Here is a 17955-nt window from a genome sequence, read left to right as displayed (position 1 = left end):
TCTGCAGCCTCATAATTCCCATACCTTCTGATTTGTAGTGGAAACCGCTGCTGCCCCCGCACCCAGAGCTCCCATCACATCCTCCTTATCGGAGATCAAACCGCCTGCGATCACAGGCACCTTGCTTGTTTTACATATCTGTTTAAGAATCTTCGGCATCAGCCCCGGCAGAACCTCTACCACATCCGGCAGCTGCTCATGCTGATTTTCCAGATTCTCAATGTTCTTGATTGCCATGGAATCAATAAGGAAAAAACGCAGAACTGTATACATTCCAAGCTTCTTCGCCCTGTTGATCATGGATGCTTTTGTTGAAATGATCCCATCTGCATGGATATTTTTACAAATATAATCCACAGAAACCTCTTTTGAGCTTAAACCTGTGATCAGGTCTATATGTGCCATCGCGATCTTCCCCGCCTGGTGGATCCGCTCCACAATTCCCCCAATAGAACGGATATCTCCATACAGGATAAAGATCACGGTAAGCTCCTCCCTGCCCAAACAGTTCTGAAGCCCCTGCTCATCCTTTACAGCCGCTATGATCGGGTTCGCCTCGATCGCGTCCAGAAATTCTTTGTTCATCTTCTCTCTTCCTCCGCAATGTTCACACAATATCATTTTATCTCCGCGCATTATTTGAAGATATTATTCTTATTGTATCAGTTTATTGCTTCAAAGACCAGACGCATTTGCCAAATATATTTGTTTTATTTCCGGCTGTATTACAATTCTCAGACAATCTTCTTCTCTGGTAAAAGAAGGGAAGCCCCTATGGACTTCCCTTCTGCAGATACATTATTTCTCAAACGGGAATTTGAACTGTGTAAGTCCGAATTCATCGCGAAGTCCGATAAACTCTTTCTGAACTGCCTCTGTCACCGGAACTCCCTTATCCTTACGATACATCCATACATCATATTCCTTCTCGCCTGCTGTGTAGATACGTTCCTGTCCAGGAGCCTTCTCGGAGCCTCTCAGGTCTCTCAGGATATCACCGCATGTTTTCTTGAATGCCTCTGCACCCATAAATGCCTCTGTGTCGATAGCAATAAAGAAATGTCCAAGATGATATGGACGGATCTTTCCTTCCTCATCCTTACCATCCAGAGCTTTCAGGAAGAGACCGGACTGAAGAGCAGCGGAAAGGATCTCAACAACAGTAGAGTATCCGTATCCCTTATATCCTCCGGTTGTCTCACCAAATCCACCAAGAGGAGCAAGTGCTGCCTGCTGGCTTCTGATCTTCTTAAGGATCTCTGCACTATCTGTAAGCTCCTCTCCTTCTCTGGAAATAACAAGACCCTTAGGAGTATCATGGTTGATACGTGCGTAGTATTCGATCTTGCCATTCTGGATAACAGATGTTGCACAGTCCAGTGTAAACGGGAACGGCTCATCTGTAGGCATACTAAATGTCAGTGGGTTGGTTCCAAGCATATTCTCAACACCAAATGTCGGTGCAACGGATGGTCTTGCGTTGGTACCGCTGATACCGATCATATTCTCTTTTGCTGCGAGACCTGTCCAATATCCTGCGATTCCATAATGAGAAGAGTTACGGACTGCAACCATACCCATGCCGTATTTATGTGCCTTTTCGATACACATGTCCATAGCCTTCTTGCTGGCTACCATTCCCATACCATCGTTAGCATCAAGAACTGCAGTTGTCGGTGTCTCTTTAAGAATATCGATCTTTGTTACAGGATTTAAGATTCCGGATTTGATACGGTCGATATAGATCGGTTTAAAGCGGTTGCAACCATGGCTCTCGATTCCACGTCTGTCACTTTCCAGAAGTACATCAGCGCAAAGTCTTGCATCCTCCGTCGGAACTCCCATTTTCTCAAATACTGCAGTCATAAAATCGTCTGCAAGCTGCCAGGAAATAAAAGGTCTTGTTTCTTTCTCCATTGTAAAAATCCTCCATATACATTATTATAGTTTTTTTATTTTGCTTATATAGATCTGCAGCAGGACCCCCTCCTGCCGGAGATTTCAAATTTAGCCTGCCTCCTGTATGTACCTTACAGAAAGCGTCTTTGCATTACAGTTTCAATCCTCGTCTGCCACTGCTCTTCCTCTGTCCGGATAATTGGTGATGATGGAGTTTACTCCCCATTTCTTCATCCTTCTCATATCCTCTTCCTCGTTTACAGTCCAGACATTCACCCCGATCCCGTTCTGGGAACAGCTGCGTACATGTTCTTCCTTCAGGTATTCCAGATTCGGATGATAATACTGCACATCACAGGTTCTTGCATAAACCCCTGCATTATCCACGTATTTCTCTACCAGAAAGCCCCCTGCAATAGTCTCATCACTCTGTCTGCACAATACAATGGATGCGTTATTGAAAGAGGAAAGGATGATCCGATCCTCCAGACCATATTCGCAGATCATATCAATGACCTTCTCTTCCATACCACCATAATAATAAACACTGTTCTTCAGCTCGATGTTTGTGATCAGATCTTCCTCCTCTGCCATCCACTCCAAATACTCTCTCAGAGTCGGAATCTGAAGCCTGCCGAATTTTCCGGCAAACTTATCCGGATAACTGCAATCCAGTTTACACAGCTCAGCATATGTAAGATCATAGATATATCCGTTTCCATCTGTGGTACGGTCAACCTTCTCATCGTGCATGATCACCGGAACCAGATCCTTGGTCAGCTGTACATCAAGCTCGATCCCCTCGCAGCCAGCCTCCACAGCCTTCTGAAACGCCAGCATTGTATTCTCCGGATATTCTCCGCTGAAACCACGATGTCCAAATACTTTCATTCTAATCATCCTCCATTCAATGCATTACATCGTTATGAGCATTTTTGCTAATTCATATTTCTGATTATATCATAGTGTTTATTTATTTTCAACATTTTTTATCGATTTTTATATATTTTTTTGTTATTTTTTAATTAATCATTCTTTTAAGCACTAATATTTTTTGTGCATTTTGTATATTTTATTTCATGACAAACAAAGCGATAAAAAAGCCTTTTCAGGTTTATTTTATTCGCTTTGTCTGCCGGAGGGCTGACATATTATAAGCATACAGATTGCCATATATATCCTTTGCAGATCACTGTATGATCTGCTTCACATTTCCTGTAGCCACGATATCCACGCCTGTGCCTGCTACATTCTCCAGGATCACGTCCCCGATCTGAACCGGCGCTTCCACACATACATCCCGCAGCGTTTCCACACAGTCAAAAATCTTTCCTTTCGGAATATCCTGTGCTGTCTTTACTGACACCACCGGCATGCTTCCATTCTTCACACGCACGGTCGTTGTCACGATCCTGGTCGGATCTGTCACTTCCTTCACTGCATATTCCGCACCTTTTTTACAGGTATTTCCTGTGACGGAAATGATCTCTTTTCCATCCATTTCCACCAGAAGGGCGCATCCCATAGGACATCCGATACAAGTAAGATTCCTTTTTTCCATTTTCATCACTCCTCCACCTGGATCACAAGTTCATGTTTATCCTGTTTCTGTTTTCCTTCCAGAATGGAAAGAAGCTGCTCTTTTTTCAATTTGATCTGTTCCATCTCTCCGGGTGCTGCCACCTGTTTTTTTCTGGAAAAGATCCGTTCTCCATCCAGATATGCACGGATGTAACAATTTTTATATACATTTCCCACACGGAAGCGGACCAGCTGCTCCTCCGCCATATGACCGATACGGATCTCAGACGGCACTGTATAGCGGACTCCGTTTTGGGGCGAAAGCGTGATTTTTATCTCTTCCGGTATTTTGTCCTCTCCATTGTTGTTTATATAGAGAGCCGCATTTCTTCCTGCATTGCCGGCTTCCTCCGAAACAAAATCCACCAGATCATGAACATGAAGAACATTTCCGCAGGCAAAAATACCTTCTACATTTGTCTCCAGACTTTCGTTTACCACCGGTCCGGAAGTCACATTACTCAGCTTCACACCTGCCTGTCCGGAAAGCTCATTCTCCGGGATCAGACCAACAGAAAGAAGAAGCGTATCGCATTCAAAAAATTCCTCTGTACCGGGAATCGGGCGTCTGTTTTCGTCTACCTCTGCAAGAGTGATTCCTTCCACACGTTCTTTTCCTTTTATGTCAACCACTGTATGGCTAAGCTTCAACGGGATTCCAAAGTCATCCAGGCACTGCACGATATTTCGCTTCAGGCCTCCGGAATATGGCATCAATTCTGCCACTGCCTTAACCTCTGCACCTTCCAGCGTCATACGTCTAGCCATGATCAGTCCGATATCACCGGATCCCAGGATCACTACTTTTTTTCCCGGCATAAATCCTTCCATGTTTACAAGGCGCTGTGCTGTTCCTGCTGAATAAATGCCTGCCGGTCGATATCCCGGAATGTTCAGTGCACCTCGCGGTCTCTCTCTGCAGCCCATGGCAAGGATCACAGCTTTTGCCCGGATCTGATACATTCCCTCCTGGCGGCTCATGGCAGTGATCACCTTATCCTGGCTGATATCCATGACCATGGTGTTCAGCCGGTACTCGATTTGCTGCTCTTTTACCATCCGGATAAAACGTGCCGCATATTCCGGTCCTGTCAGCTCCTCCTGAAATGTATGAAGGCCAAATCCATTATGGATACACTGATTCAGGATCCCGCCCAGCTCCTTATCACGCTCCAGGATCAGGATACTCTCTGCTCCCTCTTTCTTTGCAGCCAGGGCTGCTGCCAGTCCTGCAGGGCCTCCGCCTATGATCACGATATCTCTCTTCATCATAATCTTATCATTCATGGTTCTCGCCCTCCTCTGCAATTTTCTTGTTGATTCCTTCGATCAGTCTGGAAGCTCCGCCTGTTTTTGTGATCTCCTCCATGGAAATGCCAAGCTCTCGGCTGAGGATTTCCATTGTTCTGGGAGAGCAGAAGCCTGACTGACATCTTCCCATTCCTGCTCTTGTACGGCGTTTTACTCCGTCCAGGGATTTCGCTCCAAGCGGTCTTCGGATCGCATCCAGGATCTCTCCCTCAGAGATCATCTCACATCTGCAGATGATATTTCCATATTCCGGTGATCTTTTGATCAGCTCATTTCTTTCTTCCAGAGAAAGCTCTGACGGATCCAGGATCCCTTTTCTCACCGGATCAAAATCCGGATTTACTTCCGGATGTAATTTTTCTTTTACGATGTCAGCAACCATACAGCCAATGGCCGGTGAGCTGGTAAGTCCCGGAGATGCGATTCCTGCACAATCGATAAATCCTGGAGCATCCTCCACCTCTTCGATCACAAAATCCATACCGTCCTCGATAGCTCGAAGCCCTGCAAAGCTTGTGATCACCTTCCGCAGTGGAATATCCTTTACTGTTTTCCGGGATTTGACACTTACTTCCTCCATCCCCTCTGAGGTAGTCGCTGTTTCCTCCCGATCCTCCAGATCCGTAGCTGTAGGCCCGATCAGAAGATTACCGTGAACAGTCTGTGTTACCAGAACTCCTTTTCCGTTCTTATTTGGAAGTGCAAAGATCGTATGATTCACATGTGTTCCTGCACTTTTATCAAGAAGCATATACTCACCCTTACGAGGAGTGATATGCAGTTTTTTCTCACTTACCATATTATGAAAAACATCCGCATAGACACCGGCAGCATTGACGATACAGCCTGTCTCAAAATCACCCTTTGAGGTTTCCACAACAAAACCTTTTTCCTGTTTTCGGATGTTCTTTACTTCTGTGTCAAATTTAAATTCCACACCATTGTTATATGCATTCTCTGCCATTGCAATGTTCAGCTCAAAGGGACAGACAATTCCGGCTGTCGGTGCATACAGCGCTGCCAGCACCTGATCAGACAGATTCGGCTCCATGGCAAGTGCTTCTTCTCTGTCAAGGATCCTTAGTCCCTCTACTCCGTTTTTCATTCCTCTTTCACGCAGCTTATGCAGCATGGCGATTCCATTCTCAGTCGTACAGACAGTCAATGAACCCGTCTGTTTAAAAGGAAAATCCAGTTCCTTCGAAAGCTGTCCCATCATATTGCTGCCCTTCACATTCAGTTCCGCCATAAGGCTTCCCGGTTCTGCATCATAACCGGAATGAGCGATTCCGCTGTTTGCCTTGGAAGTTCCACAGCATACATCCTCTTCTCGCTCCAGAACGCAGATTTTCAGCCGATATCTTGAAAGCTCTCTCGCCGCTGCCGCTCCGGAAACTCCTGCTCCGATAATGATCACATCATACATAGATCTGTTTCTCCTTTCCTGTTTGCGGATCTTCTGAACTGTCCCCGGCTTTCTCTGCGCCGGAAACAGCAGAATATCCGTTGCAACACAAGCATTGCCGTCCGCAGGTATATATTCTGCGAGGAGTACTGCTTACGAACAGCAATCTTTCAAGTGAATATGCCATTATTTTTATGCCGTAACCCTTTGTAACCCTTGTAATCCTTTTGAAACATTAACATTTGCGCATAAAAATATCCGGCATAAAAACACACTTATCCATGTGTCTTCATGCCGGTCTCTGTTCTCAATGGCATTCTCTGTATTCAGCAAGCTGAATCAGATTCTCTCTTCACTTTGTACTCATTATATCAGACTATTCTTCATATTTCAAGTGCATTTTTCGTAAAATACATCGTTTTTTCTTTAACATGCTCTTAACTTCACCAAAAGCATGATAAATTTCATTGTATTCCCGATCATATTTCCTCCACAGAAATAACTCCTTCCTGCTGTCTTACCTCACGAAATACAGTATGGCGTGCTTTCCATTTGGCAGCCTCCATTGTTGCCTGGATCACCACACTCTGTGTTTTGGATCTCTTTTTGATGATAACTACGTTGGAGATCAGGATGTCCTCTTCCCGGAGCTTCTTTATGACCATACTCATCTTGTCTTCATTTTCAAACTCCATATATACGTCATAGGTATTGGAATGTTCTTCCACATAAACCTCTATATATTTCGCATATTTGAACACCAGAATAAGCCCCAGCGTGGTAAAGATCGCACCGCTGTAAAAGCCGATTCCCACAGCAAGTCCGATACACGCAGAAGTCCAAAGACTGGCCGCTGTCGTAAGACCGGATACATGTCTCTGTCCGGTCACAATGATGGTTCCCACTCCAAGAAAACCAATCCCGCTGACAACCTGTGCGCCAAGTCGTGCAGTATCTCCGATTCCTGCCCCATTAGAATATACATGGATAAAATCGCCCGTCATCATAACCAAAGTTGCCCCCATACAGACGATCATATGTGTTTTTACACCTGCCACACGCTTCTTCATTCCACGATCAATACCGATCAGACATCCAAGAAACATCGCAAGAATCAGCCGAAACAGCGTCGATCCCATATTTAAAGTGTGCAAATAATCCGATATTGCATTACATGCTCCGAGAATTCCGCCCATAAATTTGCCCCTTTCCTGTTGTAACATTATTTTCTGCCGGTGATAACGCCAATAGCGCATCACTTCATTTTGCCCTGCACGAACGCCGCAGGCCACACTCCCTCCATTCGAAAGCTGTCTAGTCAGCCGGACTCACTCCGTCCGTCTCACTACACAGTTTTTCATATGATCCTATACCCCGGATATACATGATCTGTAATCTCACAGCATGTAAAACAGCAGGGATACCGGCGCCCGGCGGCGGTATCCCTATCTGTTGCTCTATCTACTGATCAGAGGGCATTCTGATTATTTAATAGACTCGTTATAGTTCTCAATCGCTTTGTTTACAGAATCTGCAAGCTGATCAACAGCGTCCTGAGTTGTAAGCTTGCCATCATATACCTGCGGCATGATCTCGTTGAATGTAAGACGGGCTTCTGTCTGTACACCTGAGAGAACGCCTGCTGTATTGCAGTTTACAGGAGAATCCTTCAGCTGGTTGATAGCTGTCTCGAAGTTCGGGTTTTCTTTGAGGTAAGCCTTCATATCCTCTGTCTCATAAGCTTTCTCGTTGATTGCAAAGTATCCTGTACCCATGGACCATTTAGCCTGTACATCAGGAGTTGTGATGTACTCGATGAATTTCCATGCTGCATCTTCGTTAGCTTCGTTGCCTGTATCTGTAAGCCACAGGGATCCACCACCGATGATAACGCCGCCTTCATCATTCTGCTCGATTCTCGGAAGATATCCTGTACCAACTTCGAACGGAGAAGAATCAACTGCATTTTTCAGGATAGCAGTAGACTCGATGATCATACCAACCTGTCCGGAGAAGAACGCTGTCTGAGTATCTGCTGTTGTTGTTCCGTAATCTTCGAAATATCCGGAATCATACAGCTTTTTCCACATATCAAATACTTTCAGGCCGCCGCCGTTGGAATCAAAATCAACAGCTGTAACTGCCTCTTTACGTCCATTGTCATTGTTTCCGTATGTTACACCAAGTCCTGCAAGCTGCTGCTCAAAGAACCATCCGTAAATAGCCTGTGAATAACCAACCGGAGCTGCTCCGCTGTCTACGATCTTCTTGGCATCCTCAAGAACCTCATCATAAGTTGTCGGAGGAGTTTCAGGATCAAGTCCTGCTGCCTCAAATACGTCTTTGTTGTAATACAGCATAGGTGTGGATACGTTAAATGGCATTGCATACTGCTTGCCTTCTACGGTATAGTAGCTGCTGATAACATCCATAACAGAGCTCTTATCATAGCCTGTGCTCTCAAATTTGTCTTCTACAGGAATGACAGCACCACTGTCATACATGAACTTTGTTCCTACGTCATACATCTGGCAGACATCCGGAAGACCGGAGTCACTCTGCATAGCAGCTTTCAGTTTTGTGATGGTATCATCATAGGTTCCCTGATACTCAGCTTTAATCTCGATCTCATCCTGGGATGCGTTGAAATCATCCACGATCTGCTGAAGCACCTCACCGTTTGTGCCGCCCATTGCATGCCAGAATGTAAGTGTTGTTTTCTCAGCTGCACTTACTGAGCACGGAGCTGCCAGAGATGCAGCCATGATTCCTCCTAAAAGAATCGCCATCCATTTTTTGTTGTTCATATAGAAACCCTCCTTTTATAATGGTCCGACCCGCCCCAATACAGGTCGGACAAATTAACATTTTTGCTACTTGCTCTTATGTGATTGGATCAACCCTTAACAGCACCTGCTGTCAGACCACTGATCATCTGCTTCTGACCAATGATAAATACAAGGATCGACGGAATCAGGATAACCATAGCACCAGCCATAACCGGTCGGAAGTCTGTTGCCTCAGCCCCCTGAAGCATACCAAGACCGATCTGAACTGTTCTCATATTTACACTGTCAGTTACAAGCAGTGGCCACAGATAGTAATTCCAGCTCTGAAGGAATACATAGATGATCAGAGCACCCAGTGATGGTTTGATAAGCGGAACACCGATGGTATATAAGAACTTGAAATTTGTACATCCGTCAATCTCTGCCGCTTCATGGATCTCCTTCGGCAGTGTCAGGAATGCCTGGCGCATGTTGAATACCGCAAAAGCTGCTGCTGCATTAGGAAGGATCAGCGCTGCGTATGTATTACGGATACCCCAGTCAGCAATAGTCAGGTAGTTTGCGATGATGATCGCCTGGCTCGGGATCATCATGGTTGCCAGCATAATATAGAACAGGACCTTTTTGCCTTTGAACTCCATCATTGCAAAAGCATATGCTGCAAGAGCACCTGTAACGACCTGAGCAAATGTGATAACACCGGATACGATCAGTGAGTTCTTAATGAAGGTAAAGAACGGTGCAAGCTGAAATGCTCTTGTGTAGTTCTCGATAGTCAGATGGGACGGCCAGAACTTTCCGCCGTAGATCTCCTTCAGATCCATCATACTAACATTGAAACAGTAGATAACAGGAACAATAATAATAATTGCAAAAATAATATTCAGCGCATACATCGCCACTTTTACATATGGTTTTTCTTTCATCAGTAGGTCACCTTCTTTTCCAGTCTAAACTGCAGTGCAGTCAGGATGATCAAAATAACAAACAGAATTACGGATTCTGAACAGGCCACACCGAAACGGCTGTTGATAAATGCCTCCTGGTAAATCTCATACACGATAACGTTGGTACTCTCTGCCGGTCCGCCCTGGGTCATCATCTTGAACTCTGCGTATGCCTGTACGGAGTTGATGACATTGATGATGAGAAGGAAGAACAGTGTCGGAGAGATTGACGGAATCGTTACATGACGGTGCTTCTGGAAGAAATTCGCTCCATCCAGGGCAACGCTCTCATAAAGCTCAGCCGGTACACTCTGGATCGCTGCAGTAAGGTAAATGAAATTCATACCGATCGCCATCCATACACTAACGATCGTAACTGCGATCAGTGCATATTTCTTATCTGTCAGCCATCCGATATGAGTTCCGAGAGCCCTGTTCAGGATACCCAGAGAGCTGTGGAAAATAAACATGAACACTACAGATGCCGCTGCTGCGGAAATAGCCATCGGAAGTGCATATACAGTACGGAAAAATCCCTTTGCCCTGATCTTCTCTGTACTGATGATCGCCAGTATAAAACCGAGCACAATAGAAAGGATAACTCGCATAACAGAAAATTTCAGTGTTGTCACCAAACTGTTAAGGAACGTTCCATCTGTAAAAATATTCGTATAGTTGTCAAGTCCTACATACTGTGCCACCTGACCAAGAGGTGTGGTTCTGGCAAAGCTCAGCTGGATCGTCTTAACGAACGGCCAGAATACAAACAGTATAAAAAGGATCATTACAGGAACCAGATAGAGATAAGGCTCCACTGTCCTGAAAAAAGATTTTTTACTTTTCATTGTATATCACCTGCTTTTCATAAATTTACGTACTACCGATCAGCTGCATCATCACGATATCTCTGTCCTCCTGACAGTGCTGATCATGTTGCTCATTACACATTCTGCTGAAAAACATTTCCGTTATATCTTCCAGCAATTACCCCAATACATTAAGCAAAACTCTCATTTACGTTCTGCTGTCAAAAATGCCCTCCCACTACCCTCCTTTGTATTTGCGTGTTTGTTATCTTTACCAACTTTTTACCAAATGATAACACATTTCTTGCATATAATCAACAATTATTTTCTTATTTTTCAATATTTCTTTATTTATTTTATACAATTATCATTTAATAATAATTATTTTTTTATCTATTTTATACATTTTACCGCACCTCAATAAGGCAATCCATTCTGATCACCTTCCATAAAAAACAGATAAAAAAATCGGCAGAAAATAACGCATCCTTAGATGCATATCTTCTGCCGTTCTCTCTTCTCAATGGCATCATCTGTTTTTATACAAAACAGACACAATCTCAACTTGTTAACCCAGATTATACAGTAAAATCCACTATAAATCAAGACCAAACACATATTTTTTATGCAAATCTTATAAATACTTTTTTCACAAGCAATCCATTTCATTACACGGAAATTGTCTTTAATTCACAGCTGTTGTGGAACAATTACACTTTTTTCTTCCTGTACCAGGATATTAAATACAAAACTATACCAAAAATTATCAAAAATGGAGCAACTGCCACCAAAACAGTTGTTAAAAGTATCACAATTAACGCTGCAATGGCGATCACGATTGCCTTCCCATACCATGTGCTCAGATCCAGTTTAAAGCTTCTTGCCTTTCCGGCACTGCTCTCCGTCCCATTATCCGCATAATCATCTGCACCGTAGCTCTCTTCAGAATAACCAGACTCATCATAAACAGCTGCACTGTCATCTGTATCGATCAAAGTCTTGGCGATCAGCCTGGGATCCCCCAGTTCTGCCAGAACATCTGATTCACTTCGACCGTTCCGGACCTGAGACTGAATGTAATCCTCATAATACCGCACATGAGCCGCAGCTCTCCCCTGGGTCATCTGTCCGGACAGCTGCCCCCGTAAAACCTCAAGAAACTCTCTTCTGCTCATAAATATGTCAAACCTTTCTTATGAAATATAATGAAAAAAACAAAACTCAAAACAACTCCAGAAACCTCACCTTGAAAACTTCTGCAAATTCTTTTTTATTACTCTCTTAAAATTTTTCTCATTATACCATAACCCATAAATTTAAATCAGAAACAAATCATAAAATTTTGATTAAAAAATAAAAAATCATAGTACAGCGCAAAGGGCGGTTCATTTCCGTATGCCGCCAAAGCCGCATTCGGAAACGAATCGCCCTCCATGACGTTCGTTATGCCGTCAAAAATCACTCAACATGAACAGCCCCTGTACTCCTGATATTCATCGGATAGACATTTTCCCTTCCAACATACTGAGCCATATAGTCCACATACGCATCTGCGTTCTCGATTGGAAGCACGCACATGATAACTCCTGCAAAACCACCACCATGAACTCTGCAGATACCAGCACCGATCTTATTCAGAAACAGCTTGGTAAGCGCCAGACTCAACGTGATCTTCTGCTCCTTGCAATTCTGCAGAGAATAACAGTTCTGCAGCCACTCCCAGGAAGAATTACCAGACTCTTCAAGAAGGCGCAGGAATCCCTCACCGTCTTTATTCTCAACAGCCTTCACAGCATCTGCAACACGTCTGTTCTCTTCATAAAAATGCATCGCACGAAGAACAGCACGGTCATTCGGAATATCCTTCACATGTGCCAGAAGATTCTCCATACTGGACTCACAGAGAAGCTCTACGCCCATAGCCTTCGCAGCCTCACGCATCTCCATAGGAATAGAGGAATATTCCTCACTGAGATCTGCATGGCCCTTACCGGTATTTACGATCACAAGTCTGCAGCCCATATCCTCAAAGGAAAATGCAATCTTCTCACAGCTGATATTCTCTTTATCAGAGAAATCCAGAAGGATCGGGCCACCGGCAGCACAAGCCATCTGGTCCATCAGACCGGAAGCCTTTTTCCAGTAAACATTCTCAGCATACTGACCTGCTCTCGCATACTCGCCATACTCCAGCTTACCTTCATTAAAGAAATAATTGGTGATCGCACATACAAGCATCTCAAAGGAAGCAGAGGAGCTTACACCTGCAGCGGCAATAACCTTGGTGGAAACATAAGCGTCAAATCCACCGGTAGCATAGCCTTTTTTCTGCATATACTCCATAATACCTGCAACAAGAGCATCTGTACCTTTTGTATAGGTTTCTGTGCTGAGCTTGTCAAGATCAACAACTACTTCCTGTTTGTAACCCTCACTGATCATATGGATCACATTGGTTCCGTTTGGATAAGCAGCACCGATGGTATCCAGATCGATACTTGCCGCAATGATCTGACCGCCGTTATGATCCACATGGTTGCCAATGATCTCCGTACGGCCCGGAGCAGTAAAAAACTCTGCCTTGTCATGATGATATTTCTTCTCGAAATTCACAGCAAGATTGGTATAACGGGCGCTGCTCTCCTCTGTCTCGCCATAGATTTTTTTCAGCACTTCTGCTGCCGGAATTTTAATTGTTCCCATTTTTTCTTCCTCCTGTTATATAGTTTACACCCCAGATCCGGAAGAACCTGAAAAAATCTTCCGCTCTGTCACGCTTCATGGTTACTGTTCACTCCGTTCTCAGCAACACACTTCGCAATGCGCAGAATATCACCAGTGAATAGTAACGCTTCATGTACTTTTATTATAACAGTCCCGTCTTTTCTGTCCATAACAATTTTGTGTAAAAACCGTATTATTTTGTGGTGATCCCGGAATATCCCTTTGCATTTTCTGCCTTTTCTGATAAAATAAATTCCACTATGAAAAGCAGATATACACTTCAGAATCCGCGCACAGAAGGAAGGAGGTAACACCTTGCAGATCATCACAGATCCCGCCGGAAAAGAACTGAAAAAACACGGAGACAGCTCCTTCCCATTCCTGGTAAGCTACGAGCGGCTTTCCGGCTATGAGACCGGTTCCTTTCTGTGGCACTGGCATCCGGAGATCGAGCTTACCTATATAAAAAAAGGCGAAATGCTCTACAAGATCAATCAGAATACCTTTCACCTGAAAGAGGGACAGGCAATCTTTGGCAATGCCAATGCCCTTCATGCCGGATATATGTATCAGGATCAGGACTGTCAGTATATCCCCATAACCTTTGACCCCAAACTGATCTACGGATTTTCGGGAAGCCTTCTTTTCCAGAAATATACAGAACCGATCCTCCGAAGCTTTTCCCTGTCCGCTGTACCGCTTGATCTATCCTGTAAATGGCATTCCGAGGCCATAAAAGATATCCGTGACATCATCGACCTGGACAGTAGCCGGAAACCCATGTATGAATTTGAGATCATCGCCAAACTGCAGCACTTCTGGAAAATCTTGTATGAAAATACGATCTCCCAGGCAACTCTTCCATCCGGTCAGGATGAAGAAAACTACCGCCGCATCCGTCAGATCATGTCCTATATCGCAGAACACTACTCTGAAAAGATTCTCCTGAATGATGTTGCAGACCTGATCCACTTAAGTCCCAGCGAATGCAGCCGGCTTTTCAAAAAATGTATGAATATCACTCTCTTCGGATACATCCAGGAATACCGCATTGAACGCAGCCTGGAATATCTGGAAAATCCTTCCTGTTCTATTACGGAATCAGGACTACTGTCCGGTTTTTCGGACTCTAATTATTACACAAAGGTCTTTACGAAAATCAAGGGCTGTACACCAAGACAGTACAGAAAAAATCAGGAGCTGTGACATGCTCCTGATCTTTAACCGTTCAGTGCTCCATACCTATGAAGCAGAACAATATTTATCCGTGAAAATGGCTGTTATCTGAACAACTCTTTCATTGCCGGATACAGTTTGCGGAATTTCCGGTATTTTTCTTCATATTTTGCAACCAGCTCCGGTTCCGGTTCTACCGTATCTACTACCCTGACCAGCTTATTACAGATCGTTTCCACATCCGGGTATTCACCACAGCCTACTGCTGCCAGCATTGCACCGCCCATGGACGGACCTTCCTCATTCTCCGGCACATCCACCTTCAGGTTCATCACATTTGCAATGATCTTTTTCCAGAGAGGGCTCTTAGCTCCGCCGCCGCAGATCTTGGTGCGCTCAATATGGATCCCGAGGCTTCTTGCAACCTCAAGGGAATCTCGAAGTCCGAAAGCAACTCCTTCCAGAACAGCCTGTGTCATATCTGCTCTCGTGGTATCCATGGACATTCCGAAAAATACGCCTCTTGCATCCGGATCGTTGTGCGGAGATCTTTCTCCCATCAGATACGGAAGGAAAAACACCTGATTTTCGCCAAGCTTTTGGATCGGTGCCTGCTCTGCCGCAAAATCCTTTGTCTTAAGGATCTCCTCTGACCACCATTTGTTGCAGGAAGCAGCGCTTAACATGCATCCCATCAGATGATAGCTTCCATCTGCATGGTCAAAGGAATGCAGTGCATTGTTTTCATCTACTCCGAAATCTTTGCTGGAAATAAAGATCGTACCGGATGTTCCAAGGGAAATATTGCACTGTCCATCGCCAACCGTTCCTGTTCCCACAGCTGCCGCAGCATTGTCGCCTGCACCTGCTACAATCTTCACATCTTCTGAGAAGCCAAGCTCTTTTGCAACTTCCGCTTTCAGGTTTCCGACTACCTGCCAGCTCTCGTACAGCTTCGGAAGCTGTTCCTCTGTGATATGGCAGATCTCAAGCATTTCCTTTGACCAACAGCGGTTCTTCACATCCAGAAGAAGCATACCAGAAGCATCGGATACATCTGTGCAGAAGGATCCGCTCAGGCGATAGGCAAGATAATCCTTCGGAAGCATGATCTTTACCACTTTTTTAAAATTCTCAGGCTCATGCTTCTGCATCCAGAGGATCTTTGGTGCAGTGAAGCCTGCAAATGCAATGTTTGCGGTATACTGAGAAAGTTTTTCCTTTCCGATAACCGTATTAAGATATTCCGTCTCCTCACCGGTACGGCCGTCATTCCAGAGAATCGCCGGACGGATCACATTGTCATCTTTATCCAGAGTTACAAGACCGTGCATCTGACCGCCAAAACCGATTCCTGCTACTTCTTTGCGGTCAATTCCTTCTGTGAGCTCTTTGATCCCTTCCATGCTCTGGGCGAACCAGTCCTCCGGATTCTGCTCAGACCAGCCCGGATGGGGGAAGAACAGCGGATATTCTTTTGATACGATGTTGCAGATCTTTCCGGATCCTTCCATAAGAAGAAGCTTTACAGCGGAAGTTCCAAGATCAACGCCAATATAATACATAGTGATTTTTCCTCCTGTAAATACAGAAACCGCAGCTCTCAGTTCGCAGCGCCTGCACGCCTGAGAGCCCGCGGTTTCTGAATCGTATTTAACCAAATCAAGATAGTCCCCTGCGGGGTTACGAAAAGCAATAAGCAGCGAGTGGAGACTTGCTTGTATCAGGCAGCACGTACGGATGATCTTACCTGCCTGTTTTAATTATCTCCAAGGATTCTCTGTCGGATATCTCACGCCTGCCGGCTGATTGTAACCGATCTCTTCAACCGGTACACCAATGTATTTGAACACCTCGAAGAGAGCTTTTCCGTGATGTCCGAATGCTACAGCACCGTGATGCGGGAATCCTCCCTCAATCAGCACGTGACGGTAGAAACGTCCCATCTCCGGAATTGCAAATACACCGATAGCACCGAAGGAACGTGTTGCAACTGGAAGAACCTCACCGTGTGCGATATATGCACGAAGCTTGTTGTCCGCTGTACTCTGCAGACGATAGAAAGTGATATCTCCAGGCTTGATATCTCCCTCAAGAGTTCCGTTTGTAACCTCGATCGGAAGGGATCTTGCCATGATCATCTGATATTTCATCTCACAGAAGGACAGCTTGCTGGATGCTGTGTTTCCACAATGGAATCCCATAAAGGTATCCTGAAGTGTATAGTTGAATTTTCCTTCGATAGATTCTTTGTACATATCCTTCGGAACGGAATTGTTGATATCAAGAAGTGTAACGATATCATCACTTACTACCTGTCCGATAAACTCACTTAATGTACCATAGATATCAACCTCACAGGATACCGGAATGCCCTGTGCTGTCAGACGACTGTTTACATAACATGGAACAAATCCAAACTGTGTCTGGAATGCAGGCCAGCATTTTCCTGTCAGTGTTACATATTTACGATATCCTTTGTGATCTCTTACCCAGTCCTTCAGAGTCAGCTCGTACTGTGCAAGCTTCGGAAGGATCTCAGGTTTCTTGTTTCCCGCACCAAGCTCTTCTTCCATCTCTTTTACGATCGCCGGGATCCTTTCATCACCTTCATGCTTGTTGAATGCCTCGAAAAGATCCAGCTCTGAGTTCTCCTCGATCTCAACGCCAAGGTTGTAAAGCTGTTTGATCGGTGCATTGCAGGCAAGGAAGTTTGTAGGACGCGGTCCGAAGCTGATGATCTTCAGGTTGCTCAATCCCTCGATCGCTCTTGCGATAGGAAGGAATTCATGGATCATATCCGCGCAGTCCTCTGCATCACCTACCGGATACTCCGGAATATAGGCTTTTACATTACGAAGCTGCAGGTTGTAGCTTGCATTCAGCATACCGCAGTAAGCATCTCCACGTCCCTGGCAGAGATTATCCTGTGTTTCCTCAGCTGCTGCGATAAACATCTTCGGTCCCTCGAAATGCTTTGCAAGAAGGGTCTCAGAAATCTCCGGTCCGAAGTTTCCAAGATATACACAGAGTGCGTTACAGCCTGCTTTTTTGATATCCTCCAGAGCCTGGACCATATGGATCTCACTCTCTACGATACAGACCGGACATTCGTAGATATCCTTTGCATCGTATTTCTTTGTGTAAGCGTCTACAAGAGCTTTTCTCCTGTTTACGGAAAGGCTTTCCGGAAAACAATCTCTGCTGACTGCAACGATTCCGATCTTAACTTCTGGCATGTTGTTCATAATCTTCATTCTCCTTTTTATATCCGGCAGATTTTCCACCGGTGATATTATTGTTCGTTTGTAACTATT

The 17955-nt window shown here is 44.7% G+C and carries 15 protein-coding genes; 1 reads left to right on the top strand and 14 read right to left on the bottom strand.

From position 1 onward, the window contains the following. Positions 1-9: 9 nt before the first annotated feature. The 12 genes from BLP57_RS11830 to BLP57_RS11775 all read right to left on the bottom strand — a co-directional run bounded on the left by BLP57_RS11830 (position 10) and on the right by BLP57_RS11775 (position 13432). The gene (locus BLP57_RS11830; protein WP_092071948.1) at positions 10-585 is read right to left on the bottom strand and encodes a glycerol-3-phosphate responsive antiterminator; all 576 of its coding nucleotides are present in this window, start codon (positions 583-585) and stop codon (positions 10-12) included. 213 nt (positions 586-798) lie between these two features. Continuing rightward, on the bottom strand, positions 799-1917 hold the full coding sequence (locus tag BLP57_RS11825; protein WP_015527445.1) for an Ldh family oxidoreductase: 1119 nt from the start codon (positions 1915-1917) through the stop codon (positions 799-801). A 141-nt stretch (positions 1918-2058) separates the two neighbouring features. Then, the gene (locus tag BLP57_RS11820; protein ID WP_021976755.1) at positions 2059-2790 is read right to left on the bottom strand and encodes a glycerophosphodiester phosphodiesterase; all 732 of its coding nucleotides are present in this window, start codon (positions 2788-2790) and stop codon (positions 2059-2061) included. A gap of 298 nt (positions 2791-3088) precedes the next feature. Further along, positions 3089-3460: a DUF1667 domain-containing protein gene (locus tag BLP57_RS11815; protein WP_044961717.1), complete on the bottom strand. Its 372-nt coding sequence runs from the start codon at positions 3458-3460 to the stop codon at positions 3089-3091. Between the two features lie 5 nt (positions 3461-3465). After that, complete coding sequence (locus BLP57_RS11810; RefSeq protein WP_092071978.1) at positions 3466-4752, bottom strand: NAD(P)/FAD-dependent oxidoreductase; 1287 nt, start codon at positions 4750-4752, stop codon at positions 3466-3468. Positions 4753-4759: 7 nt separating this feature from the next. Continuing rightward, the gene (locus BLP57_RS11805) at positions 4760-6217 is read right to left on the bottom strand and encodes an NAD(P)/FAD-dependent oxidoreductase (RefSeq protein WP_092071945.1); all 1458 of its coding nucleotides are present in this window, start codon (positions 6215-6217) and stop codon (positions 4760-4762) included. 458 nt (positions 6218-6675) lie between these two features. Next, entirely contained in the window at positions 6676-7419 is a 744-nt protein-coding gene (locus BLP57_RS11800; protein WP_207646709.1) for an MgtC/SapB family protein, read from the bottom strand. 261 nt (positions 7420-7680) lie between these two features. After that, positions 7681-9003, bottom strand: coding sequence for an ABC transporter substrate-binding protein (locus BLP57_RS11795; RefSeq protein ID WP_092071940.1), 1323 nt, complete (start codon positions 9001-9003; stop codon positions 7681-7683). A gap of 89 nt (positions 9004-9092) precedes the next feature. Further along, on the bottom strand, positions 9093-9911 hold the full coding sequence (locus tag BLP57_RS11790; protein WP_021651865.1) for a carbohydrate ABC transporter permease: 819 nt from the start codon (positions 9909-9911) through the stop codon (positions 9093-9095). After that, positions 9911-10777, bottom strand: a complete 867-nt coding sequence (locus BLP57_RS11785) for a carbohydrate ABC transporter permease (protein ID WP_022426943.1) — start codon at positions 10775-10777, stop codon at positions 9911-9913. The genes BLP57_RS11790 and BLP57_RS11785 overlap by 1 nt, the downstream gene beginning before the upstream one ends. A 671-nt stretch (positions 10778-11448) precedes the next feature. Continuing rightward, positions 11449-11913 (bottom strand): DUF1700 domain-containing protein, encoded by a 465-nt coding sequence (locus BLP57_RS11780; RefSeq protein ID WP_022426942.1) that lies wholly within the window; start codon positions 11911-11913, stop codon positions 11449-11451. 283 nt (positions 11914-12196) lie between these two features. Next, positions 12197-13432, bottom strand: a complete 1236-nt coding sequence (locus BLP57_RS11775; protein WP_431833698.1) for a galactokinase — start codon at positions 13430-13432, stop codon at positions 12197-12199. A 345-nt stretch (positions 13433-13777) separates the two neighbouring features. On the opposite strand from BLP57_RS11775, the gene BLP57_RS11770 reads away from it, so the two are divergent. Further along, entirely contained in the window at positions 13778-14668 is an 891-nt protein-coding gene (locus BLP57_RS11770; protein WP_021651859.1) for an AraC family transcriptional regulator, read from the top strand. A 74-nt stretch (positions 14669-14742) separates the two neighbouring features. Here the strand turns inward: BLP57_RS11770 and xylB are convergent, their stop codons facing one another. Next, positions 14743-16203, bottom strand: a complete 1461-nt coding sequence (gene xylB, locus BLP57_RS11765) for a xylulokinase (RefSeq protein ID WP_092071937.1) — start codon at positions 16201-16203, stop codon at positions 14743-14745. A gap of 198 nt (positions 16204-16401) precedes the next feature. Next, complete coding sequence (locus BLP57_RS11760; protein ID WP_015527462.1) at positions 16402-17886, bottom strand: L-fucose/L-arabinose isomerase family protein; 1485 nt, start codon at positions 17884-17886, stop codon at positions 16402-16404. Positions 17887-17955 lie beyond the last annotated feature (69 nt).

Origin of the sequence: Blautia sp. SF-50 (assembly GCF_900101315.1) — a bacterium.
In the GTDB taxonomy this organism is placed as follows: Bacteria; Bacillota; Clostridia; order Lachnospirales; family Lachnospiraceae; genus Blautia_A; species Blautia_A fusiformis.
Note: the sequence above shows the minus strand (reverse complement) of the source record. Positions and strands in the feature narration are given on the sequence as shown.